Below are 23,620 nucleotides of genomic sequence, written 5' to 3'. Positions count from 1 at the left end.
CCCATGCTCGCTTCGCTCCCACTCAAGCCTTAGAAGGGCCACATGCTGCGGTCGCCCGCTTCGAGCAGCCCGATCATGCCGAACCCCGCGTCGGTCAGGCCGCCGAACGTCCAGCGGTTGCGCACCTGCGGGGTGTGGCCCATCCGGTACCCGGCCAGGTTCCAGGTGAACAGCGGCACCGTGTCGGGCACCGACGTGGACACGTTGCCGTCGTAGGAGGCCTGCTCGTCGGTCAGGATCACCACCCGGTCCTGGCGCCGGAAATGCTCCCGCACCGCCGAGGCCGTGTTCGTGCCGCCGTTGTGGAAGTGCCCCTTCGCCTTGAACCGGTCGATCCCGCGCAGCAGCGACTCGCCCGGCTCTACCGGGAACACCGTGGTCCGGGTCGAGAACGACACGACCTTCGCCCGCTCGCACCGCAGCGCCAGCGCCAACCCGAAGATCACCGCTGCGTCCCAGCGCATGAGGGTGCCGTCCTTGGAGAACGCCGAGTGCATCGAACCCGACGTGTCGATGAGGATCAGCGTGCTGCCCGGCACCTCCGGGATGCTCGCCAGGCTCAGGTTCAGCGCCCGCTCGAGTGCCCAGGCCCACCGCAGCGACGGTGCCGCCCGGTACGCCGACAGGAACCGCATCGGCAGCTGCCGCGACCGGGCCACCTCGGCCGGGTCCGCCAGCTGCGTCGCGACCGCCGCGGCGACCTCGTCGGACACGCCCGCCTGGTCGAAGTTCCGGAGGTTGCGCAACTTCGCCATGTAGCCCATCGAGGGGATGAGCGCCTCCCACAGGCGGTCCTTGGGCAGCCGGGAACCACCCAGCGACAGCGCGTCCTCCCAGGTCATGCCGACCGCGCGGAGCCGCTCGGGGGCCAGCAGGACCGCCGGGTCCTCCGCCGCCTCGGCGCGCAGGGCCGCGTTGGCGGCGACCGTCGTCAGCGATTCGGCCACGCGCGGCGCGGGCCGGTTGTGGCGGCGGTCGAGCGCGAACGTGAACAGGTCGCCCTGCCACGCGCCGGCCGGGGTCGGGTGGGTCAGGTCGAGCACGTCACCGAACCGGAACGCGTGGCTCGCGGTGTCGTACTTGAGCAGGTTGCGCTCGGTGTACAGGCGCGCGGCCGCGTCGGCGACACCCCGCTTCACCGGCTTCGGCACGGCCCGGCCGTAACGTGACGTCCAGTACGCGAGCAGCTCACCCGGCTCGTCGGCGCGCTGCAGCACGTCGGCGACCACCTGCCGGTGCTCGCCGGTGCCGTTGACCAGGCCGGCGGCCAGCCGGGCGCGGACGTACTCGGCGGCACCGACCAGCGACGCGGTGCGCAGGTTGGCACCGCCGCGCAGCCAGCGCAGGAACCGCACGGTCCACTGCGGGTGCTTGACTGCGGCGGCGGCGATCAGCTGGCGGTAGCGCTCGTCGCGGTCGCCGGCCGGCTCGTAGAACGTCTGCTCGCCGACCATGTTGGTCACGGCCAGCAGGAACAGCTCCGACTTCAGGTCCCGCGCGTAGCCCGGGCCGCCCTCGTAGGTGACCCCGTGCTGCCTGGTCATCGTCTTCTGGTTGAACTTCGCCATCTCGGGATCACCCTCTCCGGGCCTGCTGAAGACATGGAGATGTCCCGTCGTGGTGACCCGAGATCAAGGCGGCGCCGGCACGAAGTGCTCTATCCGCTGAGCTACGTCCCGATGAGCCGGGACGGCAGGAGTCGAACCTGCGACCTCTCGATTAACAGTCGAAGTATCCGGCGTCTACGCACCGGGTCACCACGGCGGGACATCTTGTGCCGGGAACCGTAGCAGCGGATATCCGGGTGCCGCCCGGTATTTTCGGCGCGGATGATGTGGCGATGTTCGATGTCCGCGCGGTCGATCTGCGGCTGCTCAACTCGCTGACGAAGTACCCCTCGATCCCGACGTACCACACGCTGGATCCCCGCGACGGGGGTCTGACCGACCCGGCGACGGTGTTCCCCGGCGGCGTCATCGCGACCGAGAAGGTCGACGGGACGAACAGCCGGATCGTCCTGCTGCCCGACGGCTCCTACCTCATCGGCTCGCGGGAGGAACTGCTGTATGCGAAGGGCGACCTCATCGGCAACCCGGCGCTCGGCATCGTCGAGCAGCTCAAGCCGCTCGCTTCGCGGTTGCCGACCGGCGCCGGCATCCGCGTGTACTACCTGGAGCTGTACGGCGGCAAGGTCGGTGGCGCGGCGAAGCAGTACACCAGGGACCCGGCGCGCTTCGGGTGGCGCCTGTTCGACGTGGCCGACCTGGCCGACTGGCAGGAACCGCTGACCTGGCCGCCCGCGCGGATCTCGGCGTGGCGCGAGTCCGGCGGCCAGCCGTGGGTGCCCGAGGACGGGCTCCTCACCCTCGCCGCGGCGGCGGGCCTGGAGCTCACCCCGCGCCTGTGGCACCGGACCGGCGCTTCGCTGCCGACCGTGATCGCGGAGATGCACGAGCTGCTGACCTCGTCGCTGCCGGCCACGCTGGTCGGGCTCGACGGTGTCGCCGGGCACGCCGAGGGGCTCGTCCTGCGCGCCCCGGACCGGTCGGTGATCGCCAAGGCCCGCTTCCAGGACTACGAGCGGACGCTGCGCCGCCGACGGTGAAAAGGTTGTCGTACCCGGCACGTAGACTCCCCCTGTCGACCTGCCGGGTCGGCCTGCCTTGTCGATCGGGAGCGCGGGGGGAGTGCTGGATGGCAACGCTGCGGGAGCGGCTCGCCGAGGAGGTGCCGCTGGTCGCGGTCAGCTTCGGCGACGAGGACGCGGAGCGGGACGCGGCGCTCGTCCGGGACCGCGGTGTCGACGTCGCCGAGCTGCGCGTCGACTGGTATGCCTCGACGGGCCCCGAGCACGCCCTGCGGCAGATCCGGCCGTTCGCCGGCGTGCCGACCCTCGCGACGGTCCGCGCCAAGGATGAGGGCGGCTACTGGGCGGGTGACGAGCCGGAGCGGCTGCGGCTCTACGAGGCGATCATGCCCGCGGTCGACGCGGTCGACGTCGAGCTGGCCTCCGCCGAGATCCGGCCCGGGGTCGTCGCCGCCGCCCGCGCGCACGGCACGCTCGTGATCCTGTCGCACCACGACTTCACCGCCACCCCCTCCGCGGCGTATCTCGACTCGCTCGTCGAGGACGGCTTCGCCGCCGGTGCCGACCTGGTCAAGGTCAGCACGATGGCGCACGGCCCCGACGACGTGCGGACCCTCACCGAGTTCACCCTGCGGCACCAGCACCGCGGCGTGATCGTCATCGCCATGGGCGCGGAGGGTGCCGCGTCGCGGCTCATGCTGCCGGTCCTGGGCTCGCGGATCACGTATTCGGCGATCGGCGGGCGGCCGGCGCCGGGGCAGCTGCCGTTCGAGGAGACGGTGCGGCTGCTGGAGCTGTTCTCACCCCGCTTCGCGCGGCGGCGTTCCGGTGACTGACCCGACCGAACCGGCCGAACCCACCAGGCCGGCCCGCCCGGGTGACCCGGCGGATGAGGCCGGGCCGGCCGGCCCGGGTGATTCGGGTGATTCGGCGGACGCGACCCGTCCGGCCGGATCGGCGGATGGGGCTGAGCCGGCGGGGACGTCTGGGCCGGCGGGGTTGCCGGGGTCCGCTGACGCGTCGGGGCCTGGCTCGGCGCGGCGTGCTGAGGTGCCGGAGCCGTCCGACTCGGCTGAGGTGCCGGAGTCGTCCGGACCGGCGGGGTCGGCTGAGGTGCCGGAGTTGTCTGGACCGGCTGAGAAGGCGTCCGGGCCGGCGGGGCCCGCTGAGGTGCCGGGGCCGTCCGGATCTGTCGGGCGGGCTGATACGTCGGAGCCGGCTGGGCCGGCGGGGGTGTCGGGCGCGCCGCCGCCCGGAGGTCCGGCTGCTGGGCCGCCGACGGAGGTGCCGCCTGCTGGGCCGTTGTCGGGGGCGGCGGGTTCGCAGGACGGGCCGCGGCGGGATCAGTGGCGGCCCTTGCGGCGGACCGTGGCGCAGGTGACGATCGCCTTCACGGTGCTGTTCCTGGTGCCGCTCATCCGGCTGGTTCTCGGGCTCGACGACGGCGGGGTGAAGGTCGAGCGGGGGCCGGCCGCCTGGGTCGTCTGGCTCGCCGGCCTGGGCGCGATGGTGGCGGCCGCCCTCATCGCGGTGAAGGCTCTGCGCGCCGGTGACCGGGCCGCCGAGGTGCGGTTCACGTGGTGGTGCGGTGGCCTGTGGGTCGCCGGGTTCGTGCTGACGACCATCTACTCCGGCATGGTCACCTGACCGGCGGAGAAGTTCCCCATGAGCGGGGGCGGCGTTTCGCGCCGCATGGCCCTATCTTCTGTGTCGTGCCGCATGCCGCGGTCCGCGATACGGAGGAACCATGACCCAGCCCCCGGGGCCCGACGAGTCCACGGGACCGGCCCAGCCGGCCGAGCCGGTGCCGCCGGTGGATCCCGGGCAGCAGCGGGAGACCGCGCCGCCGGAGGAGCCCACCCCGCCCGCCGTGCGTCCCGCGGTGCCCCCGGGCGGGGAGACCGGCCCGGTTCCGCAGCCCGGGTATCCGCAGTACCCGGGGCAGCCCGGCCCGCAGTACCCGGGACAGCCCGGCCCGCAGTACCCGGAGGGTGGGTACGACCGGTCGCAGCCGTATCCGGTCCAGTACGACCCGTCGCAGCCGTACGTGATCTACCAGGCGATGCCGACGGGCGGGATGTTCCACGGCGTGATCGGCGAGGACGACCCGCTGATCAGCCCCGACTACCCCGGCTGGTGGGGGCGGAGCCTGGCGATCGTCCGGCAGGCCTGGAAGTCCCTGGCGGTGCTGCAGTTCATCGGGTTCCTGGTGGCGCTGGCGATCGGCGTGCCGCAGGCGCTGGTGGTGGTGAACCTGACCAAGGACCTCGAAACGACGAGCAGGACCGTCGACCCTGACACCGGGGCGCCGGTCATGCCGGACTTCGGCAACCTCTTCGAGGTGCTCGGCCTGACGCTGGCCGGGTCGTTCCTGGCGATCATGGTCGCGTTCGTGGTGACGATCGCGTGCAACCACGTCGCGGTGTCGGTCGCGGCCGGGCTGCGGCCGCGGCTCGGTGCGGCGCTCGGGCTCGCGGTGCGGCGGCTGTTCCCGCTGATCGGCTGGCAGTTCCTGGCGGGGCTGATCGTCGGGCTCGGCATCTGCGCGTGTGTCCTGCCGGCGATCTACCTCAGCGCGGTGTTCATGCTGCTGCCGGCGGTGGTGACCTTCGAGCGGGGCTGGTCGGCGATCGGCCGCTGCTTCAAGCTGTTCCACCAGGACCTGGGCGCGTCGATCAGCCGGATCGCGACGATCGCCGGGATCAGCATCGGCGTCGGCGTCGTCGCGTACATCATCAACATGATCATCGAGATGGTCCCCGGGCAGCCCACGTTCGACCCGGACTCGACGGGCCTGTTCGGCGGCGTCAACTCCAGCTTCGTCGTCGCGGTGGTGATCGGCGCCGCCGTGGCCCAGCTGATGGCCAGCGGCGCCGCGGTGCTCACCGCGCCGCTGACGCTGACCGCCTACGCGGACCTGCGGGCCCGGGTCGAGCCGACGACCACGGCGACCCTGGCGAACGAGGCCGGTCTGGCTCCCGCGTACCCACCGGCGCAGTATCCCGACGAGCCCCCACCACCGCAGGCCGGGCAGGACCCGTCCGGCTCGGACTGGATGCCGCCGAACCGCTGACGCTGCAGACCCCCGGCACAGATACTGAAAAAGTGGGATTAAGCCGGAGGAACCTGCTCATCGCCGGCGGGCTGACGATCGGGCTGTCCGCGTGCTCGGTCACCGGGGACGGGACCGCCGACGACGGGTCCGGCAAGGTGGAGGTCTTCTCCTGGTGGGCCGGGCCCGGCGAGAAGGAAGGCCTGGAGGCGCTCGTCGCGGACTTCCGGCAGCGCAACCCGGGCATCGAGTTCGACAACGCCGCCGTCGCGGGCGGGGCCGGCACGATCGCCCGGACCGTCCTGGCGACCCGGCTGGAGAACAACGACCCGCCCGATTCGTACCAGGTGCACGCCGGCCTCGAGCTCGACAGCGACATCGAGGCCGGCTACGTCGAGGACATCCGGTACCTGTACGACCAGCAGCACTGGCGGGACCGGCTGCCGAAGGGGCTCGTGGAGGCGCTGACGTTCGACGGCAAGATCTATTCGGTGCCGGTGAACATCCACCGGGCCAACCTGCTCTGGCACAACCCGGCGTTGCTCAAGGCCCGCGGGCTGACCCCGCCGACCAGCTGGGCGCAGTTCCTGACCCAAGCGGCGACGCTGAAGGCCGCGGGGATCCTGCCGCTGTCGATCGGGCCCGCGTGGACGCAGAAGCATCTCCTCGAGTGCGTCCTGCTCGGCGAGCTGGGCGCGGACGGGTACACCGGACTGTGGAACGGCACGACCGACTGGAAGGCCGCGGCGACCCAGGAGGCGCTGGCGCTGTTCGTGCGGGTCCTCGACCAGTCCGACATCGCCACCGCCGCCGGTGACTGGCAGCCGGCGCTGGACAAGGTCGTCGCCGGGACCGCCGCGTACAACGTGATGGGCGACTGGGCCGACGCCTACCTGCGGACCAAGGGCCTGGTCTTCCAGGAGGGGTACTCGGTCGCGGCGAGCCCCGGCTCGGACAAGGTCTACGACTTCCTGTCCGACTCGTTCACGCTGCCCAAGGGCGCGCCGCGCCGGCGGGCCGCCGAGCAGTGGCTGATCGAGTGCGGCTCGGTCAGCGGGCAGGACGCGTTCAACCCGCAGAAGGGGTCCGTCCCGGCGCGGCTGGACGCCGACAAGGCGAAGTACACCGGCTATCTCGCACTCGCGATCGCCGAGTGGACCGACAGCGCGACCAGGGTGGTGGGCTCACTCACCCACGGTGTCGTCGCCGGGACCGTGCGCAGCGCCGCGGTCGATGCGGCCCTGGCGCTGTTCGTGCAGGACAGGGACACCATGAAGTTTGCCGCCGCAGCCGGTGGCTGAGACGGCTGAGCAGGTAACGAGCATGTGTGGAACCTGTCAAGATTCTTCCGGCCGAAGTGCGCGGATGCGAGGCCCCGTTAGAGTTGGGCTCCATGAGCACTGAAGAGACCGAGGCCGCCACCCTGCTGAGCTCGATCCGCAGTCCGGGTGACCTCCGCGACCTCTCGACGGAGCAGCTCGGGGTCCTCGCGGCGGAGATCCGCGACTTCCTCGTCGCCAAGGTCTCCCGCACCGGCGGCCACCTCGGCCCCAACCTCGGCGTGGTCGAGTTGACGCTCGCCCTGCACCGGGTCTTCGACTCACCGAAGGACCGCATCCTCTTCGACACCGGCCACCAGGCCTACGTCCACAAGATCGTGAGCGGTCGCCAGGACGGCTTCGACCTGCTCCGCCAGCGCGGTGGCCTCACCGGCTACCCGAGCCAGGCGGAGAGCGAGCACGACGTCATCGAGAACTCGCACGCCTCGACCGCGCTGTCCTACGCGGACGGTCTGGCGAAGGCGTTCGCGCTGCGCGGCGAGCCCCGCCACGTCGTCGCGGTCGTCGGTGACGGCGCCCTCACCGGCGGTATGTGCTGGGAAGCGCTCAACAACATCGCCGGCGCCAAGAACCCCCTCGTGATCGTCGTCAACGACAACGGGCGGTCCTACTCGCCCACGATCGGCGGGCTCGCCGACCACCTGTCCAACCTGCGGCTCAACCCGAGCTACGAGAAGGTCCTCGACCTGGTCAAGGACTCCCTCGGCCGGACGCCGCTGGTCGGCCCGCCGCTGTATGAGGTGCTGCACGCGGTCAAGAAGGGCATCAAGGACGCGGTCGCGCCGCAGGCGATGTTCGAGGACCTCGGCATCAAGTACGTCGGGCCCGTCGACGGCCACGACCAGGTCGCGGTCGAGTCGGCGCTGCGCAAGGCCAAGTCGTTCGGCGGTCCCGTGATCGTGCACGCGGTGACCCGCAAGGGCTTCGGCTACCGGCCCGCCGAGGAGGACGAGGCCGACTGCCTGCACGGCCCCGGCAGCGCTTTCGACATCGAGACCGGCAAGCTGCTCGCCCCGGCCGCGGTGAAGTGGACCGGCGTCTTCGCCGACGAGCTGGTCGCGATCGCCGACGAGCGCGCCGACATCGTCGGCATCACCGCCGCCATGGCGGAGCCGACCGGCATCGCGAAGCTCATGAAGAAGTACCCCGAGCGGGCGTATGACGTCGGCATCGCCGAGCAGCACGCGGCGACGTCCGCGGCCGGGCTCGCGATCGGCGGCCTGCACCCGGTCGTCGCGGTCTACGCGACCTTCCTCAACCGGGCGTTCGACCAGGTCCTGCTCGACGTGGCGATGCACAAGCTGCCGGTGACGTTCGTGCTCGACCGGGCCGGCATCACCGGACCCGACGGCCCGTCGCACTACGGCATCTGGGACATGGCGGTCTTCGGCGTGGTGCCGGGCCTGCGCCTGGCCGCGCCCCGCGACGCGCAGACCGTCCGCGAGGAGCTGCGCGAGGCCGTCAGCATCGAGGACGGCCCGACGATCGTGCGCTTCCCGACCGGTGCCGTCCCGGCGGACCTGCCGGCGGTGCGCCGCGTCGGCGGCGTCGACGGCTTCGGCGGGGTCGACGTGCTCAGCGAGCACGAGCGCAAGGACGTGCTGCTGGTCAGCATCGGCGCGTTCGCGCACCTCGCCGTCGACGCGGCCGCCCGCCTCGCCGAGCAGGGCTACGGCGTCACCGTCGTCGACCCGCGCTGGGTCCGGCCGGTCCCGGTCGAGCTGGTCGGCCTGGCCCGCGAGCACCGCCTGGTCGTCACGATCGAGGACGGCGTCCGCACCGGCGGCGTCGGCGACGCGATCGCCAAGTCGCTGCGCGACGCCGACGTCTGGGTGCCGCTGAAGGACCTCGGCGTCCCGCAGGCCTGGCACCCGCACGGCACCCGCGCCGAGATCCTGTCCGAGATCGGCCTGACCGCGCAGGACGTGTCCCGCCAGGTCACCGAGTGGGTCAGCCGCCTCGACGAGACCGAGCAGCCGACCCTGCCGGCCCGCGCCCAGCGCTGATCGACACCGCGACGGACGGCGGATCCCTCTCGGATCCGCCGTTTCGCGTGGGTACCCCCAGCGCCCGGCCGGACAACAGCCCGGGGCCGGACATGGGACGCTGGTCGATGTGCCTGAGCCGGTGATCGAACTCGACCTCAGCAGTCCGTGGGAGCCGCCCGAGCCGCCCCCGGTGCTGAGGTTCCGGCTCCGGACGCGATGGGTGGCGGCCTGCGCGGTGCTCGCCGTCGCGGCCGGTGTGCTCGCCGCGTCGGGCGCGAAGCCCCGCACCGGCCCGCTCTACAGCGTCGATGAGCATGTCGTCGGCGTCACCGTCGCCAAGGACATGCTGTTCGTCAACCGGCATCGGCTGCCGGGAGGCGACCCGACGATCGAGGGCCGTCGGCGGTCGGACGGCAAGGTGCTCTGGAGCATCACCACGGACCAGGAGCAGCAGTACGCGATGGTCAGCGCCACCGCGCTGATCCTGATCCGCCACTTCCGCGGGGACCGCGGCTACACCACCACGCTCACCGCCGTCGACCAGGCCACCGGCCGGCAGCTGTGGACCCGGCCGCGGACGTCGGTCCTCGGCACCCGCGGCGGCCTGGTCGTCGCCGAGGAGATGACCGATCCGGGGAGAATCACCACGATCGCCATGGGCGAGTCACCGGACCTGACCGTCAACCAGGCCGCGGACGGCCCGGCCCGGCACATCCTGGTGCTCGACGAGCGCTCCGGGGCACCGGTCTGGGAGCTCACCGCACCGCCCGGCGTGGTGTTCGAATTCACCTGGGACGGCCGGTATCCCGTCGGTCAGGTGACCGGTGTCGACCAGCTCGACCCGTCCGGGCTCGTGTCCAGCAGGGACATCCGCTCCGGCGTGGTCGTCGCGACCCACCAGCTGGACTGGTCCGGCATCCCGGCCGCCTTCCGCACCGGCCCGGACTGGTACGCCGCCCCCGGGCGGGGCGCGGCCAGGGCCGTCGTCCACCCGGACGGGCAGCCCGGCGGGATCGTGTTCGACCTTGCCGGCGGGCGGCCCCTGTTCAGCACCGACGCCTCGATGTTCGCCGGGATCCATCAGTGCGCCGCCGCGTTGTTCTGCACCACCGGCGGCAGCGGCATCACCACCTACGACGCCACCACCGGCCGGTCGCGATGGCACCTCGACCGCTACACCGAGATCGCCGCCATCGTCGGCGACCGGTTCGTCGTCGGCACGTTCGATCCGAATGCCAGGTACGGACAGATCGCCGTCGTCGACGCGCGGACCGGCGCCGTCACCGCGGAGCTCGGCGGCTGGCGGATGATCGTCGACGCGTCCGCGGAACGCATCCTGCTGTGGCAGCCGATCGACCCGCGCACCGCCGTGCTCGGCGAGCTCGACGTCGCGACCGGCAGGGTCACCGTGTTCGGCCGGGCCGGGAACTGGGACGGCACACCCGAGTGCGGCGCCGTCGGCGACACCCTCGCGTGTGTCCAGCTCGGCGCGCTGACCGTCTGGCGCCTGCCGGAGCGACACCGCAGGATGCCCTGAACCGGCGGCTGACGGCACGCAACCCGGGGCCGGGCGTGGGACTCTGGCTAATGTGGCAGAGACCGTGATCGAGCTCGACCTCAGCAGTCCGTGGGAGCCGCCCGAGCCACCCCGGGCGCCGCTGCGGTTCCGTCTCCGGACGCGCTGGCTGGCGGCGCTCACCGTGCTCGCCGTCGTGGCCGCCGGGCTCACCGCGGCCGGCGTGAAGCCGCGGACCGGGCCGCTGTATCAGATCGACGACCAGGTGCGCACGGTCATGGTCGCCGGCGACATGCTGATCGTCGGCCGGTATCAGCCGGCGCTCGCCGGCAACCGGATCGAGGGGCGGCGGCTGTCGGACGGCGAGGTGCTCTGGAACGTCCCGGCCGACCTGCAGCAGATGTACCTGACGGTCGGCGACCGCGTGCTCATCATGATCCGGCACTCCGAGTCGGACCGCGGCTACACCAGCACCCTGACCGGCCTCGACCTGGCGACCGGCCGGCAGCTGTGGACCCGGCCGCGGACGGCGCTCACCGGCACCGCCGGTGGGCTGCTCGTCGTCGAGGACATGCCCGATCCCGGGAAGATCATCGAGATCGTCGAGGGCGGGGAACTGCCCGACCCGACCATCAACCACGCCGGGGACCCGCAGCCCCGGCACGTCCTCGTGCTCGACGAGCGCACCGGGGGACCGGTCTGGGAGCTCACCACACCGCCCGGCACGCTGCTCGACTTCAGCTGGGACGCCCAGTACCCCGCCGGCTCCGTGGCCGGCGTCGACCTGCTCGACCCGACCGGCCTGGTGACGCACCGGGACATCCGGTCCGGTGCGGTGGTCGCGACGCACCAGTTGGACTGGTCCGGCACCGCCGCCATGTTCAGCACCGGTTACGACTGGCTCGCCGGCCCCGGTGAGGCCACGACCCGGGCCCTGGTCTACCCGGACGGGGAGCGCGGCGGGCTCGTGTTCGCCCTGCCCGGCGGGCGGCGGCTGTTCCGCACCGACGTCACGCTCTACGACGGGCTCTACCAGTGCGCCAAGGACCTGTTCTGCGCCACGACCGAGCACGGCATCGCCGCCTACGACGGCAGCACCGGCCGGCCCGCGTGGCGGCTCGACGGCTACACGCAGGTCATGGCCACCAGGGGCGACCGGCTCGTTGTGGGGACCTACGAGCAGCCCGACTCGATGCCGGGCCGGTTGGGCATCGCCGACGCCCGGACCGGCGCCGTCACCGCGGAGCTCACCGGCTGGCGGTTGATCGACCGGGCGCCGGCCGATCGGATCCTGCTCTGGCGCGCCGTCGACGCGCGCACCGCGATCCTCGGCGAGCTCGACCCGGCGACCGGGCGGATCGCCGTGTTCGGCAAGGCCGGCGAGTGGTACGGCCCGCCCGAGTGCAGCACCGGCGGCGACGTCCTCGCGTGCGTCATGGTCGGCCAGGCGACCGTGTGGCGCCTGCCGGCCCGACACAACCCTCAGGGGTAAGCAACCCTCAGGGGTAAGCAACCCTCAGGGGTAGGCAACCCGGGGGCCGTCCATGGCAGTCTCATCGAGGTGACGGACTCCGTGATCGAACTCGACCTCAGCACGCCGTGGGAGCCGCCGGAGCCGCCCGCACCCCAGCGGCGGCTGCAGGCCCGGTGGGTGGCCGCCGCCGTCGTCCTGGCCGTGACCCTCGGGGTGCTCGTCGCCGCCGGGCCGCGCCCGGACGGCGGCCGGCTGTACTCGGTCCAGGTCCAGGTCCTGCAGGCGCAGGTGTCCAATGGGCGGCTCATCGTCGCCCGGTATCAGCCGACCGCTCCCGGCCCGATGATCGAGGCCCGGCGGGCGTCGGACGGCAGCCTGCTCTGGGAACACTCCGCCGGCCTGCAGCTGCAGATGGCGGTGGCCGGCCCCGACGTGGTGCTCCTGCTGAGCGAGTCCAACATGGGCGACGGCGTCTCCAACGGCCTCGTCGTCCTCGACGCGGCGACCGGCAAGGAGCTGTGGTCCCGGCCGCGGATCGGGATCCAGGGCACCAACGCCGAGGTCGTGGTCGTCGAGGAGGTGCGGAGCACGACGCAGACCATCATCATGGACGTCCCCGATCAGGAGCCGGGCGTCAACTACGCCCGCACGAAGCCGGAGCGGCGGTTCTTCGGGCTGGCGGCGCGGACCGGCGCCGTCGTCTGGGACGTCACCATCCCGGCGGGCCACGACGTCGACCTGGGCTGGGCCAGTCCGTACGAGTCCAGGCTCGTCGGCTTCGACGAGCTGGGCCCGACGGGGCAGCTGACCCGTCGGGACGCCCGGACCGGCGCGGTGACCGAGACCCATCAGCTCGACGTGTCGGGCACCTCGGCGATGCTGGGCTCCGGCTGGCTGGACAGCTCCGGACCCGCCAACAACCGTCTGGTCGTCTACCCGGGCGGGGAGCGCGGCGCCGACGTGTACGACCTGGCGACGGGGCGCAAGCTGTTCCGCTGGGCCGGAGACAACGGCGGCGGCAGCCTGTTCCGGTGCACGGACCGGTTCTTCTGCGCCGGCGACGACACCGGCCTGACCGCCGTCGACAGCACCACCGGGAAACCCCGCTGGCACCTCGACGGGCCGGTCGTGGTCGCCGGCTTCGCCGGTGAACGCCTGCTGATCGGCACCTTCTCCCAGGCGTCCTCCCAGATGGCCGCGCTGCGGCCGACGCTGACCGGGATCGTCGACAGTCGCACCGGCACCGTCGTCAAGAAGCTCGCCGACTGGCGGGTCCTGAACACCGACGGTAGCCGGCCGCTGGTGTGGCGGCCCGTCGACGAGCGCACCGCGATCCTCGGCGAGCTCGACCCGGCGACCGGCACGGTCGCCGTCTTCGCCACGGCCGAGAACTGGTTCGGCGACCCCATGTGCTCCGTCGACGGCAGGTTCCTGGCCTGCCTCGTCGGCGGCGAGCTGTCCGTGTGGCGACTGCCCAACCCGCACTGACCCGCGCACAATGGAGCCGTGCCGGTGAGCACGGTCACCATCGATCTGGGCGTCATCGACGACGACTGGGACCACGTCGACGACGACCTCGTCGGCCTGCCCCGGGGGTGGGGCCTCACCGCGGTCCTGGCGCTGCTGCTCAGCCTGGTGTCCGCGGCGCCGCCACCCGACCGCCCGCACGAGGTGACCCGCCAGCCGCTGCGCAACGGCGAGTTCCACGTCGCCGGCGGAGCGCTGTACGTGCTCGACAGCGACCGCACGCCGACCCCCGTCGAGGTGTTCGACGCCGCCGACGGCTCGCTGCGCTGGACGTTCACCCCCGAGGGCCTGGCCACCCTCTCCTCCGTCGTGGTCCGCGGCGACCTGGCCGTGTTCTCCCCGGACCTGTGCCGCTCCGGGGTCACCGGCACCACCGTCGCGGTGAGCAGGGCGACCGGCCGGGAACAGTGGCGCGCGGTCGGCGTGCCGGTCCGCACCCCGCCCGGCGGCACCGGCACCGTCGTCATGCGCAGCCTCTGGTCCGACGGCTGCCGCGCCCTCGCCGACAACACCCCGACCACCGGGGTGCTGCGCTGGCAGTTCATCGACGCGGCCGGCCTCGTCGGCTGGGACACCCCGGTCGAGGCCGGCACGCGCGTCGCCGTCGACGCCGCCGCGACCGGCGCCACCTGGGCGGCGCTGCTGGACGACGCCGGCGGGCTCAGCACGGTCGACCTCACCACCGGCGCGCGCACCGCCCCCGTCGCCGGCATCGCCGGGCCGGCCGACGACGTCGTCGCCGCCGTCGGTGACCTGCTGCTCGTCGCGCGGTGGGACGTGGCGAACGGCAGCACCTGGCTCACCGCGTACACCCGCGGGCTCGTGCAACGGTGGAAGGCACAGGTGCCGACCGGCCCGAACGGGCCGATCACGGTCCTGCCGTGCGACGCTGCGCTGTGCGTCAGCGGCGAACGCACCGCCGCCGTCGACCCCGCCAGCGGGGCCCTGCTGTGGATCGTGCCGCGGACTCCCTTTGCCGTCGCGCCCGGCGGGGCGCTGATCCTGCCGGCGGACACCGGGCGCACCGTCCCGCCGGGCTGGCGGTTCCTCGCCGCCGACGGTCCCCGGACGCTGCTCGGCCTGCGGACCGACCACGAGACCCTGCTCGCCTGGTCCGACGGCGGGCCGGCACCCACGCCGTCCGCGTCCGTGCCCGGCAGCCTCGTCGGCTGCGAGATCGAGGGTGGTCTCGTCGCCTGCGGCACCGAGACCGACGAGGTCGTGCTGCTGCGGCTGCCGTGAATATCGGCTGCGTGCGCCCCGGAAGGGGCCGTAGTCTCGCCTGCGGAAGGCACGGCAACTGCGGCGCCCCGGCATCGCCGGTCGGTGTTCCGCGCCGTGCGTTTGCCACCAGGGGCTGACAACTCCACCAGTACCACCCGACAACCGTGCCCGGCGATCGCGGGCCCTGCGGGTTCTTCGTGGCCCCCGCCCGCGGTCGCCGCACACCAAGCTCTCCTGTCTGGAGTCAGGTCATGGCCAAGGTCACCGTCATGGAGTACGAGCGGGTCGTCCGCTTCGTCGACGGCCGGCTCGCCGGTGTGTTCGAGCCCGGGCGGCACCCGTACCGGCGGCGCGGGACCAGGCTCGAACGGGTCGACCTGCGCCCACGGCTGGTGCCGGTCAACGGGCAGGAGATGCTCACCGCCGACCGTCTCGTGGTGAAGGTCTCCGCGACGCTGCGCCTCGCCGTCACCGACCCGGCCCGGTTCGTCACCGCCACCCAGGACCCGCTGCAGGAGCTGTACCTGCGCACCCAGGTCGAACTGCGGGCCGCCGTCGCGGAGTCCGACCTGGAGTCACTCCTCGCGGCCCGCCCGCAGCTGCCGGCCCGGCTGACCGCCGCGCTCGCACCGACCGCCGGTGAGGTCGGCGTCGACGTGCTGGAGCTGACGGTGCGCGACGTCATGCTGCCCGGCGACCTGCGCCGCGCCTACGCCGACACCGCGCTGGCCAAGGAGCGCGGCCGGGCCGACCTCGAACGCGCCCGCGGCGAGGCCGCGGCGCTGCGCTCCCTCGCGAACACGGCGAAACTGCTGGAGGACCACCCGGCGCTGCTGCGGCTGCGCGCACTGCAGGCGGCGGAGCAGGACGGCACGACCCTGGTCCTGCACGGCGACTGACGCCCGGCGGCTAGAGCTTCCACAGGTGGACGCTGTCGCCGCCGGCCAGGCAGGACAGGCGGTGCCCGCGCATCGCGCACCGCGACGGGATCGGGTGGATCTGGCCGATGATCTCGACCTCGCCGGTGTGCAGGTTGACCCGGGCGATCCGGGAGCCCTCGGCGTCGGGCTTCTGGACCAGGGCATAGGTGGCACTTGCCGCAGCGGCGGTGCCGGCCGCGTCGTCATTGCCGTCGGTGGCCATCGGCACCAGGCCCCAGCCTTCGAGCTCGGCGCGGTCGGCGCCGGTCTGCCAGTCCACGATCCGGATCCGCATGAAGTCCTCGCGGTCGCGGGCCACGAGCACGCCGGGGCCGACCGCGTCCAGCTGGATCGTGCGGCGCCAGCGCTGCTCGCCGGTGCTCGGGTCGAGCACGGCGATGTCCCGCCAGTTCGGCACGCACACCATCGGCCCGCAGGCGACGACGACGGGACCGTAGGCGATCTCGGCGATCGGCACCGGCTCGGCGGACTGGAAGAGCTTCTGCCACCGGTACGCGAGCGGCGCGTGCCCGTAGCTGGTGATCAGCGCGCCGTCGAGGCGGACCGAGACGATCACGAGCAGGTCGCCGACGATGCGGACGCTCTGCGGCGGCCCGTCGGCGAGCTCGGGCACCTCCGCGGCGCTGATCACCGCGCCGGTCGCGGCGGCCCGGATCTCGGTGTGGCCGTCCGGATACCAGATGGCGAACCAGTCGTTGCCGGGCACGTCGGGGGAGACCAGCCGGCCGCCGACCGGCATCTGGAACTGCCAGCGCACGACGCCGCTCTCCGCGTCGATCGCCGCGAGGTGCACCGGAGTCTGCGGGCTGTTGCGCAGGGGCACCGCCGGCGGGCACGTGCCGGCGCGCTCGTCGACCAGCAGCAGACCGGGGCGCTGATCGATGCGCAGCACCGCGACCGGCGCCCCGGCGGCGAGCCACTGCTGGTGGCCGTCGGCGGGGTCGAGGCGCTCCAGGCTCCAGCCGGTGGCGTCGGTGCACGGCCGGTGCCGGATGTACGCGCGGTCCGCAGCGAGGTAGACCTGGCCGGCGTTCGGCGGGATCGTGCGGCTCCAGCGCGGCTCGCCGGTGTCCCAGTCGTACGCGGTGACCGCGGGGTCCTCCCGCAACGCGTACAGCGCGCCCCGGTCGGCGACGAACCCGACGGTGTGCTCCGCGAGGACGCCGAGCGCCTCCACGGAGGTGCCGGCGGCGGAGCCGCCGGTGAACGCGGCGAGCAGCGCGAGGACCATCACGAACGGCCACTGCCGGCGGCCGGGCATCACTGGGGGAGGGCCGATGTCGAGCTGATCAGCGTTGTCGGTGACCACACCGAGATCGATCAGCCGCTCGTCCACACCATCAGGGTGCCTGGTGCGGGCCATGGTCGCCAACGGTGCGGTATACGTTGGCTGATGCTGATGCTGACGCCGCCGCTGGCGGCGTGATTCGGTGCTGTACTACTGGTTCGCCGCCCGAGCCGCTCCGCTGGCGGCTCACGCGGACTTCACAGCCGGTGCCTGACACTGGCCCGACCGGGTGGGGGTGATGTGGCGTGCGCGTGCTGGTGGTCGAGGACGAGCAGAACCTCGCCGACGCGATCGTGCGGGGCCTGCGGCGCCAGGGCATGGCGGTCGACGTCTCCTACGACGGCACCCAGGGCCACGAGATGGCCATGGTCACCCGCTACGACGTGGTCGTGCTGGACCGGGACCTGCCCGGCGTCCACGGCGACGACATCTGCGCCGACCTCGTCGCGTCCGGGGCGCTGACCCGGGTCCTGATGCTGACCGCGAGCGGCAGCGTCGCCGACCGGGTCGAAGGGCTGCAGATCGGCGCCGACGACTACCTGCCGAAGCCGTTCGCGTTCGACGAGCTCGTCGCCCGCGTGCAGGCGCTGGGCCGCCGGGCCACCCCGGCCGCGCCGCCGGTGCTGACCATCGGCGACCTCGTGCTCGACCAGGCCAAACGGGTCGCGACCCGCAGCGGGCAGCCGCTCGACCTGACCCGCAAGGAGTTCGGCCTCCTGGAGGAGCTGCTGAAGGCCCGCGGCGCGGTCGTGTCCAGCGAGGAGCTCCTCGAACGGGTCTGGGACGCCAACGCCGACCCGTTCACCACCACCGTGCGGGTCACGATGATGACCCTGCGCAAGAAGCTGGGCGACCCGGCGCTCATCGAGACCGTCGTCGGCGCCGGCTACCGGACCAGGCCACCGCAGGGGTCCCCGCAATGACGGTGTACGACGCCCGCCGGGCCGCCGTCTTCCGCCCGACGCTGCGGCTGCGGCTCACCCTGCTCAACGGCATCCTGCTGGTCGGGGCGGGGCTCGTCCTCGTCGTGCTCGCGTACATCCTGGTCGACAGCGCGATCCGGCCCGCCGACGAGCTGCAGCCGGGCACCCGGATCGTGCTGCAGGACGGCACCGAGGTCGACGCCCGGCAGTGGCAGACCGAGCTTGCCGACGCCGCCGAGTGGGAGCTGGTGACCCGGGGCAGCCTTGCGCTGCTGCTCATCGGCGCGGTCGGGGTCGCCGGTGCCTACGTCGTCGCCGGCCGGGCGCTGCGCCCGCTGCAGCAGGTGACCACCACCGCGCAGCGGCTCACCGGGGAGACCCTCGACGCCCGGATCAACTACGACGGCGCCGACGACGAGGTGTCCGAGCTGGCGAAGACGTTCGACGCGATGCTCGACCGGATCGGTGAGGCGTTCGAGACCCAGAAACGGTTCGTCGCCAACGCCTCCCACGAGCTGCGGACGCCCCTCGCGGTGATGCGGACCGAGGTCGACGTGACCCTCGACGACCCCGAGGCCGACGTCGAGGAGTTCCGCCGCATGTCCAACGTCGTGCGGGACGCCTCCATGCGGGCCAACGCCCTCGTCGAGTCGCTGCTGCTGCTCGCCCGCACCGAGGCGCAGGCGGGCCGCAGACTCGGCCGGAAGGTCCCCACCGACCTCGCCACCGGCGTCACCGTCGCCATGTCGGCGATGGGCAAGGAGATCAAGCGGCTCACCCTGGACGTGACGACCGATCTCGCCCCCGCGCGGGTCGTCGGCGACCCCGGCCTGCTCGAACGGCTCGCCGGCAACCTGGTCGAGAACGCCGTGCGGTACAACCACCTCGGCGGGCGGATCTGGGTGCGCACCGGCACCGACGAGACCCTCGCCTGGCTCGTCGTCGGCAACACCGGCTTCGAGGTCGACCCGGCCGACGTGCCGGTCCTGTTCGAGCCGTTCCGGCGGGGCGGGCGGGAACGCACCGGCGCCCGCGGCTCCGGGCTGGGCCTGTCGATCGTCCGGGCGGTGTGCGAGGCGCACGGCGGCGGGGCCAGCGCCGTCGCACTGGACGGCGGCGGCCTCGAGGTCACTGTCAGCCTCCCGGCCGCCGCGGTCACCCCGGTGCTGACCGGCACGGCGCCGGTGAAACCCACCACGTGATCGCTGTGATCGCGGGCACAGTTTCTCAGTTCTGACCCGGCCGCGGCCGATGAGACCTCCACAGGACACGTCGGAGGAAACCGGATGCGGCTGCGGAGTTGGCTCGTTGTGAGCATCAGCGCCGCCCTGCTGCTCGCCATCGGCGCGGTCGGCATCTCGGTCAACCGTTCCGCGCTGCGGGCCGCGGAGACCGTGCACCGCGCCGACACCCTCGCCCTCGCCACCAACAACGGCGGCCTGGTCGAGCAGCTGCTGCTGGTGTCGGCGAAGGAGCTCAACGACTTCGTCACGAGCCGGCCGCTGTCGCTGACCCCCGGCGACGCGGGCGACCGGGCCGCCCTCCTCGAATACGCGAGCAAGTCGACGTTCTTCACGTACGGCGTGGTCCTCACCGACCTGACCGGCAACCCGATCAACGCCACCAAGCCCGCGAACATGTTCCCGGACCAGGCGGCGATCGGCTGGAAGCCACTGATCTCCGGTCTGGCGCTGGGCCGGCCCGGCTTCTCCTCGCTCATGACGGTCAAGGACACGCTGGTCCAGGCGGTCGCGGTGCCGATCGTCGTCGGCAGCGACCCGGTCGCGCTGATCTACGGCTTCATCCCGGTCCACAAGGGGCAGCTCCAGGTATACCTGGAGAAGCTCAGCGACCCGTCGCGCCTGTCGCTCGTCGTCGACGCCGGCGGCACCGTCGGCGCGTCCAGCGACCCGGCCGCGCTCGGCACCCTCGTCGACTCCGAGATCATCAAGAAGATCGGCTCCGACCAGTCGGTGTTCGTCACGTACCGCGCCAACGGCCGCTCCATGATCGCCGCGGTGCACGGGGGGCTCCCGGGCGGGTGGGCCTACGTGCGCACCCAATCCACCGCCACCTTCGACGGCCCGGTCCGCAACCGCAGCCTCACCATCAATCTCGCCCTGCTGACCATGCTGCTCGTCGGCGTCGTCGGCCTGGCCGTCCTGGGCTACCGCTCCCAGCTGGTGCGCCGCCGCGCCGAGGAACGCTTCGCCGCCCTGGTCGAGCACGCCCCGGACGTGGTCACCGTCCTGGACGGCGACGGCTGCGTGGTGTATTCCAGCCCCAGCGGCAAACGCATCCTCGGCTTCGTCGCCGTCGGCTCGCCGGTCTTCGACCTGCTGCATCCGGACGACCGCCAGCACGTCCGGGACCGGTTCGCCGCGCTGCTGACCGAGAAGGGTGGCCTGGAGCGCATGCAGGTCCGCGTCGTGCAGTCCGACGGCAACCACCGCTGGTTCGACTTCACCGCCTCCAACCAGCTGCACAACGCCGCCCTCAACGGCGTCGTCATCAACGCCCGCGACATCACCGACAGCCGCGAGATGCAGGACCGGCTGGCCCACGACGCGCACCATGACCCGCTCACCGGCCTGCCCAACCGCCGTCGCCTGCAGGAGCGGCTGACCGCGTCGCTGCAGGACACGCCGGTCGGGGTCCTCTTCGTCGACCTGGACGGCTTCAAGCCCGTCAACGACGAGCTCGGCCACGAGGCCGGCGACGAGCTGCTGCGCCAGGTCGGGGACCGGCTGTCGGCCTGTCTGCGCCCCACCGACGTCCTTGCCCGGGTCGGCGGCGACGAGTTCGTCCTGCTGCTGCCCGGCGTGGTGGGTGGCGAGGACGTCGACGCCCTGGCGACCCGCCTGCGCGTGACGATCGCGGCGCCGTTCGACGTCGCCGGGCACGAGGTCCGCATCGGCGCCAGCGTCGGCCTGCACCTCGCCGATCCGGGCGAGGACCCGGACGAGGTGCTGCGCACCGCCGATCAGGCCATGTACGCCGCCAAGCGCGGCCCCGACCGCCCCGGCCGCCACCGCGCCGGCTGACCGCAGCTCAATGGCGTGATCAGGCCAGCAGCCAGTGTCTGGTCAGGGCCATGACCTCGGCGCGGCTGCGGCCGTCGTGGTCGGCGGCGATCAGGTGGACGCCGATGCGCAGTGAGAAGGCGAGCATGCAGCGGACCTCCACGTCGTCCGGGTCCGTGCAGAACTGGGAGAACAGCGACCGCAGGTAGGCCATCCGGCGGTTGTCGACCCGCCGCAGCCGGACGGCGACCGCCTCGTCGCGGCGGGCCCAGTCGCGGATCGCGAGGTCGGCCGCGACGCCCCGGGCCGACGCGCCGCCGGCCGTGGCGACGATCGCGAACAGCCGCTCCAGCCGGGCCCGGCCGTCCCCGCCGCCGTCTTCGACCTGCTCGATCACCGTGTCGGTGACCTCGCGCTCCCACAGGTCGAGCACCTCGTCGAGCAGCGCGTCGCGGTTGGTGAAATACCCGTAGAACCCGCCCTTGCTGACGCCGAGCGCCTGGGCGAGCACCTCGACCCGCACCGCCTCCGGCCCGCCGGTGGCCAGCGCGCGCAGCCCCTCCTCGACCCATCTGCCACGTGCGGTCCGGGCCACGGCCATCCTGTCGCTCCTTCATCTGTACGGTGCCGTATAGTCTAGATCTATACGGCACCGTACAGATGGGGGATCCTGCTCATGCGACTTCCCAAGACGGCCCACACGTCCCGCCCCTGGCGCATCCACGAGATCGCCCCCGACTTCCAGGTCGAGGACGTCTGGGCGCTACCGACGCCGGGTGGCCCGGACGACCTGCCCCGCCTGATCCGGCAGTTCTCACCCGGCGGCGAGGACGCCGCTCCGGGCCCGTCCGGCCCGACGCCGGTCCCCGGGCTGCTGCCGCGGGCGCTGTTCGCGACCCGCTGGAAGCTCGGTGCCTGGTTCGGCTGGGACAGGCCCGACGCCGGCGTCGGGACCCGGGTGGACTCGCTGCGCGACCGGCTCCCGGCCGACCTGCGCGACGCCCCGCGCGGCCCCGACCTGCGCGCCGTCCCGTTCACCTTCGTGTTCCAGACCCACGACGAATGGGCCGCCGAGATGGCCAACCGGACCGTGCACACCGTGATGCACATCGGCTGGGTCCCGGACGGCGCCGGCGGCCACCGCGGCCAGATGGCCGTCCTCGTGAAGCCCAACGGCGCGTTCGGCGCCGCCTACATGGCCGCCATCAAGCCGTTCCGCTACCTCGGCGTCTACCCCGCCCTCCTGAAGTCGATCGCCCACCGCTGGCAGGCCGCCTGAGTTTGACCTTGGAGACTTTGCCCGCCCCGAGCCGGACAAAGTCTCCAAGGTCAACCCGAGGGGCGAGCAGGCGGCAGCAGGAGGTCGGGCCGTCTCCGTCGTCTCGCGCGCAGGGCGGGCGAGCTGGACGAAAGACCTTGAGTGCCTGAAAACCTGAACCCCCGGTCTTTCGGATGGGAGCGCGCATGCGCCTGAGTCGACCGCGCCTGCCAGGGCGCAGGTCGTGCGAGCGCAGCGAGCATTGGGGGTGTGGGGTGAGAATCCCCCATTGCTCTTCCGGCCGAAGGCCGCCGCGGAAGAAACAGCTAACACAACTAGCCGATGGCCGCGCCGTGGGTCCGCATGAACGGGATCGGGTCGATGGCGTTCTGCGGGCCGGTCGGCGGGGCGTTGATGTGGACCTCGAAGTGCAGGTGCGGGGCGGAGGAGTTGCCGGAGCTGCCGACGTAGCCGATGACCTGTCCCGCCTTGACCTTCTGGCCGGGCTGGACGACGGCCTTGCGGACCATGTGGCAGTACAGGGTCGAGATGCCGCCCTCGTGTTGCAGCTTCACGTACCAGCCGCAGCCGCCGATCGACGCGCTGCCGGCCTGGTCGCAGCTGTGGCCGGCCTCGATGTTGCAGACGACCTCGACGACGGTGCCGGCCGAGGCGGCGTGGATCGGGGTGCCGGTGAACGACATGATGTCGACGCCGATGTGGTTGGGGTTGTTCGCGGTGCGGAAGCCGGGACGGGCCCGGAAGCCGGGCAGCGGGCTGGTCCAGTCGCCGCCGGTGACGGGCGCGGCGGCCGCGGCGACCGGCTGGTTCGCCGCGGTGCACGGCGGAGGGGTCGCGGTGCGGCGCACGTACGCGTCGGACACGTACGTGCCCTCCGGCAGGCGGTCCCACATCGGCGTGACGCGCTGGGAGCCGGCGATGTTCTCGCCGCGCAGCTGGCAGACCAGGGTGAGCTGGGTGCCGTTGGGCAGGGCGGCGATGAGCGACGCGGTGTGTGCGGGGGCGGTGCGGGCCTTGAGCGGGGTGGCGCCCGAGGCCACGGTGCCCGTTGTCGTCGTGACCGCGGCCGCCGCGGCGACGGCGGCGGGCGCGACCGGCGCGGCCGGGCCGCAGGCGGGGATGGCGGCGGCGGGGCGGCGGATCCACGCGTCGGAGACGTAGGAGCCGTCGGTGAGCCGGTCCCACTGGTCGGTGACGCGGACCGGGCCCTGGTTGATCAGCTGGCCCTTGACCTGGCAGTCGATGGAGACCGCGGCGCCGTGCGGCAGGGTCCGCAGCTGGGCGGTCCACACGGCGCTGCCGGCCCGGACGTTCAGGGGGCGCTTGGGGGAGACGACCGTGGCGGCCTGCGCGGCGTGCGCGTCGACCGCCGGCGCGAAGGAAGCCAGGAAAACCGCAACTGGGATCGCTGCAAAGAGCATGATTTTGCGCATGGTGCCCCCCGGGGACGAAGTGATC

19 protein-coding genes and 1 tRNA gene are annotated in these 23,620 nt (G+C 72.7%); 15 read left to right on the top strand and 5 right to left on the bottom strand.

What is annotated here, in order from left to right:
- Positions 1 to 29: 29 nt before the first annotated feature.
- Together ACFPIJ_RS01785 and ACFPIJ_RS01780 are read right to left on the bottom strand one after the other, a co-directional pair.
- Positions 30 to 1,568, bottom strand: coding sequence for a TROVE domain-containing protein (locus ACFPIJ_RS01785; protein ID WP_380112777.1), 1,539 nt, complete (start codon positions 1,566 to 1,568; stop codon positions 30 to 32).
- 116 nt (positions 1,569 to 1,684) lie between these two features.
- A tRNA-Ser gene (locus tag ACFPIJ_RS01780) sits at positions 1,685 to 1,752 on the bottom strand.
- 88 nt (positions 1,753 to 1,840) lie between these two features.
- On the opposite strand from ACFPIJ_RS01780, the gene ACFPIJ_RS01775 reads away from it, so the two are divergent.
- The 11 genes from ACFPIJ_RS01775 to ACFPIJ_RS01725 all read left to right on the top strand — a co-directional run bounded on the left by ACFPIJ_RS01775 (position 1,841) and on the right by ACFPIJ_RS01725 (position 15,607).
- Positions 1,841 to 2,605, top strand: coding sequence for an RNA ligase family protein (locus tag ACFPIJ_RS01775; protein WP_380112776.1), 765 nt, complete (start codon positions 1,841 to 1,843; stop codon positions 2,603 to 2,605).
- Between the two features lie 89 nt (positions 2,606 to 2,694).
- Complete coding sequence (gene aroD, locus ACFPIJ_RS01770; RefSeq protein WP_380112775.1) at positions 2,695 to 3,423, top strand: type I 3-dehydroquinate dehydratase; 729 nt, start codon at positions 2,695 to 2,697, stop codon at positions 3,421 to 3,423.
- 541 nt (positions 3,424 to 3,964) lie between these two features.
- Positions 3,965 to 4,234: a hypothetical protein gene (locus ACFPIJ_RS01765; protein ID WP_380112774.1), complete on the top strand. Its 270-nt coding sequence runs from the start codon at positions 3,965 to 3,967 to the stop codon at positions 4,232 to 4,234.
- A gap of 100 nt (positions 4,235 to 4,334) precedes the next feature.
- Positions 4,335 to 5,660, top strand: a complete 1,326-nt coding sequence (locus ACFPIJ_RS01760; RefSeq protein ID WP_380112773.1) for a hypothetical protein — start codon at positions 4,335 to 4,337, stop codon at positions 5,658 to 5,660.
- A 32-nt stretch (positions 5,661 to 5,692) separates the two neighbouring features.
- Positions 5,693 to 6,940, top strand: a complete 1,248-nt coding sequence (locus ACFPIJ_RS01755) for an ABC transporter substrate-binding protein (protein ID WP_380112772.1) — start codon at positions 5,693 to 5,695, stop codon at positions 6,938 to 6,940.
- Between the two features lie 92 nt (positions 6,941 to 7,032).
- On the top strand, positions 7,033 to 8,985 hold the full coding sequence (gene dxs / locus ACFPIJ_RS01750) for a 1-deoxy-D-xylulose-5-phosphate synthase (RefSeq protein WP_380112771.1): 1,953 nt from the start codon (positions 7,033 to 7,035) through the stop codon (positions 8,983 to 8,985).
- A 109-nt stretch (positions 8,986 to 9,094) separates the two neighbouring features.
- Entirely contained in the window at positions 9,095 to 10,504 is a 1,410-nt protein-coding gene (locus ACFPIJ_RS01745) for an outer membrane protein assembly factor BamB family protein (RefSeq protein ID WP_380112769.1), read from the top strand.
- Between the two features lie 52 nt (positions 10,505 to 10,556).
- Positions 10,557 to 11,975, top strand: coding sequence for a PQQ-binding-like beta-propeller repeat protein (locus tag ACFPIJ_RS01740; protein ID WP_380112768.1), 1,419 nt, complete (start codon positions 10,557 to 10,559; stop codon positions 11,973 to 11,975).
- A 69-nt stretch (positions 11,976 to 12,044) separates the two neighbouring features.
- Positions 12,045 to 13,445: an outer membrane protein assembly factor BamB family protein gene (locus ACFPIJ_RS01735; protein ID WP_380112767.1), complete on the top strand. Its 1,401-nt coding sequence runs from the start codon at positions 12,045 to 12,047 to the stop codon at positions 13,443 to 13,445.
- 24 nt (positions 13,446 to 13,469) lie between these two features.
- Entirely contained in the window at positions 13,470 to 14,726 is a 1,257-nt protein-coding gene (locus ACFPIJ_RS01730) for a PQQ-binding-like beta-propeller repeat protein (RefSeq protein WP_380112766.1), read from the top strand.
- A gap of 233 nt (positions 14,727 to 14,959) precedes the next feature.
- Positions 14,960 to 15,607 (top strand): slipin family protein, encoded by a 648-nt coding sequence (locus tag ACFPIJ_RS01725; protein ID WP_380112765.1) that lies wholly within the window; start codon positions 14,960 to 14,962, stop codon positions 15,605 to 15,607.
- A 10-nt stretch (positions 15,608 to 15,617) separates the two neighbouring features.
- Here ACFPIJ_RS01725 and ACFPIJ_RS01720 read toward each other — a convergent pair whose 3' ends face one another.
- Positions 15,618 to 16,985 carry an outer membrane protein assembly factor BamB family protein gene (locus tag ACFPIJ_RS01720; protein WP_380112764.1) on the bottom strand — a complete coding sequence of 456 codons (1,368 nt, stop codon included), beginning with the start codon at positions 16,983 to 16,985 and terminating at the stop codon, positions 15,618 to 15,620.
- 197 nt (positions 16,986 to 17,182) lie between these two features.
- On the opposite strand from ACFPIJ_RS01720, the gene ACFPIJ_RS01715 reads away from it, so the two are divergent.
- From ACFPIJ_RS01715 to ACFPIJ_RS01705, 3 genes are all read left to right on the top strand, one after another.
- Entirely contained in the window at positions 17,183 to 17,860 is a 678-nt protein-coding gene (locus tag ACFPIJ_RS01715) for a response regulator transcription factor (protein ID WP_380112763.1), read from the top strand.
- Positions 17,857 to 19,062 (top strand): sensor histidine kinase, encoded by a 1,206-nt coding sequence (locus ACFPIJ_RS01710; protein ID WP_380112762.1) that lies wholly within the window; start codon positions 17,857 to 17,859, stop codon positions 19,060 to 19,062. Before ACFPIJ_RS01715 ends, ACFPIJ_RS01710 begins: the two co-directional genes overlap by 4 nt.
- Positions 19,063 to 19,146: 84 nt before the next feature.
- Positions 19,147 to 20,904, top strand: coding sequence for a diguanylate cyclase domain-containing protein (locus ACFPIJ_RS01705; protein WP_380112761.1), 1,758 nt, complete (start codon positions 19,147 to 19,149; stop codon positions 20,902 to 20,904).
- A 19-nt stretch (positions 20,905 to 20,923) separates the two neighbouring features.
- Here ACFPIJ_RS01705 and ACFPIJ_RS01700 read toward each other — a convergent pair whose 3' ends face one another.
- A complete protein-coding gene (locus ACFPIJ_RS01700) occupies positions 20,924 to 21,484 on the bottom strand; it encodes a TetR/AcrR family transcriptional regulator (protein WP_380112760.1) in 561 nt (186 codons plus the stop codon).
- Positions 21,485 to 21,559: 75 nt separating this feature from the next.
- Here ACFPIJ_RS01700 and ACFPIJ_RS01695 point away from each other — a divergent pair, with 75 nt between their 5' ends.
- Entirely contained in the window at positions 21,560 to 22,162 is a 603-nt protein-coding gene (locus ACFPIJ_RS01695) for a DUF2867 domain-containing protein (protein ID WP_380112759.1), read from the top strand.
- Positions 22,163 to 22,476: 314 nt separating this feature from the next.
- On the opposite strand, the gene ACFPIJ_RS01690 is transcribed toward ACFPIJ_RS01695, so the two are convergent.
- Entirely contained in the window at positions 22,477 to 23,583 is a 1,107-nt protein-coding gene (locus ACFPIJ_RS01690; protein WP_380112758.1) for a peptidoglycan DD-metalloendopeptidase family protein, read from the bottom strand.
- Between the last annotated feature and the right edge of the window lie 37 nt (positions 23,584 to 23,620).

Origin of the sequence: Dactylosporangium cerinum (assembly GCF_042653625.1) — a bacterium.
GTDB classification, from domain to species: Bacteria; Actinomycetota; Actinomycetes; order Mycobacteriales; family Micromonosporaceae; genus Dactylosporangium; species Dactylosporangium cerinum.
Note: the sequence above shows the minus strand (reverse complement) of the source record. Positions and strands in the feature narration are given on the sequence as shown.

Bases quoted from the DNA above. Each gene is read 5' to 3' on its own strand.
- ACFPIJ_RS01695 (WP_380112759.1), top strand. From the start codon at position 21,560: ATGCGACTTCCCAAGACGGCCCACACGTCCCGCCCCTGGCGCATCCAC.
- ACFPIJ_RS01775 (WP_380112776.1), top strand. From the start codon at position 1,841: ATGTTCGATGTCCGCGCGGTCGATCTGCGGCTGCTCAACTCGCTGACG.
- ACFPIJ_RS01705 (WP_380112761.1), top strand. From the start codon at position 19,147: ATGCGGCTGCGGAGTTGGCTCGTTGTGAGCATCAGCGCCGCCCTGCTG.
- dxs (WP_380112771.1), top strand. From the start codon at position 7,033: ATGAGCACTGAAGAGACCGAGGCCGCCACCCTGCTGAGCTCGATCCGC.
- ACFPIJ_RS01725 (WP_380112765.1), top strand. From the start codon at position 14,960: ATGGCCAAGGTCACCGTCATGGAGTACGAGCGGGTCGTCCGCTTCGTC.
- ACFPIJ_RS01710 (WP_380112762.1), top strand. From the start codon at position 17,857: ATGACGGTGTACGACGCCCGCCGGGCCGCCGTCTTCCGCCCGACGCTG.
- ACFPIJ_RS01760 (WP_380112773.1), top strand. From the start codon at position 4,335: ATGACCCAGCCCCCGGGGCCCGACGAGTCCACGGGACCGGCCCAGCCG.
- ACFPIJ_RS01700 (WP_380112760.1), bottom strand. From the start codon at position 21,484: ATGGCCGTGGCCCGGACCGCACGTGGCAGATGGGTCGAGGAGGGGCTG.
- ACFPIJ_RS01785 (WP_380112777.1), bottom strand. From the start codon at position 1,568: ATGGCGAAGTTCAACCAGAAGACGATGACCAGGCAGCACGGGGTCACC.
- aroD (WP_380112775.1), top strand. From the start codon at position 2,695: ATGGCAACGCTGCGGGAGCGGCTCGCCGAGGAGGTGCCGCTGGTCGCG.
- ACFPIJ_RS01690 (WP_380112758.1), bottom strand. From the start codon at position 23,583: ATGCTCTTTGCAGCGATCCCAGTTGCGGTTTTCCTGGCTTCCTTCGCG.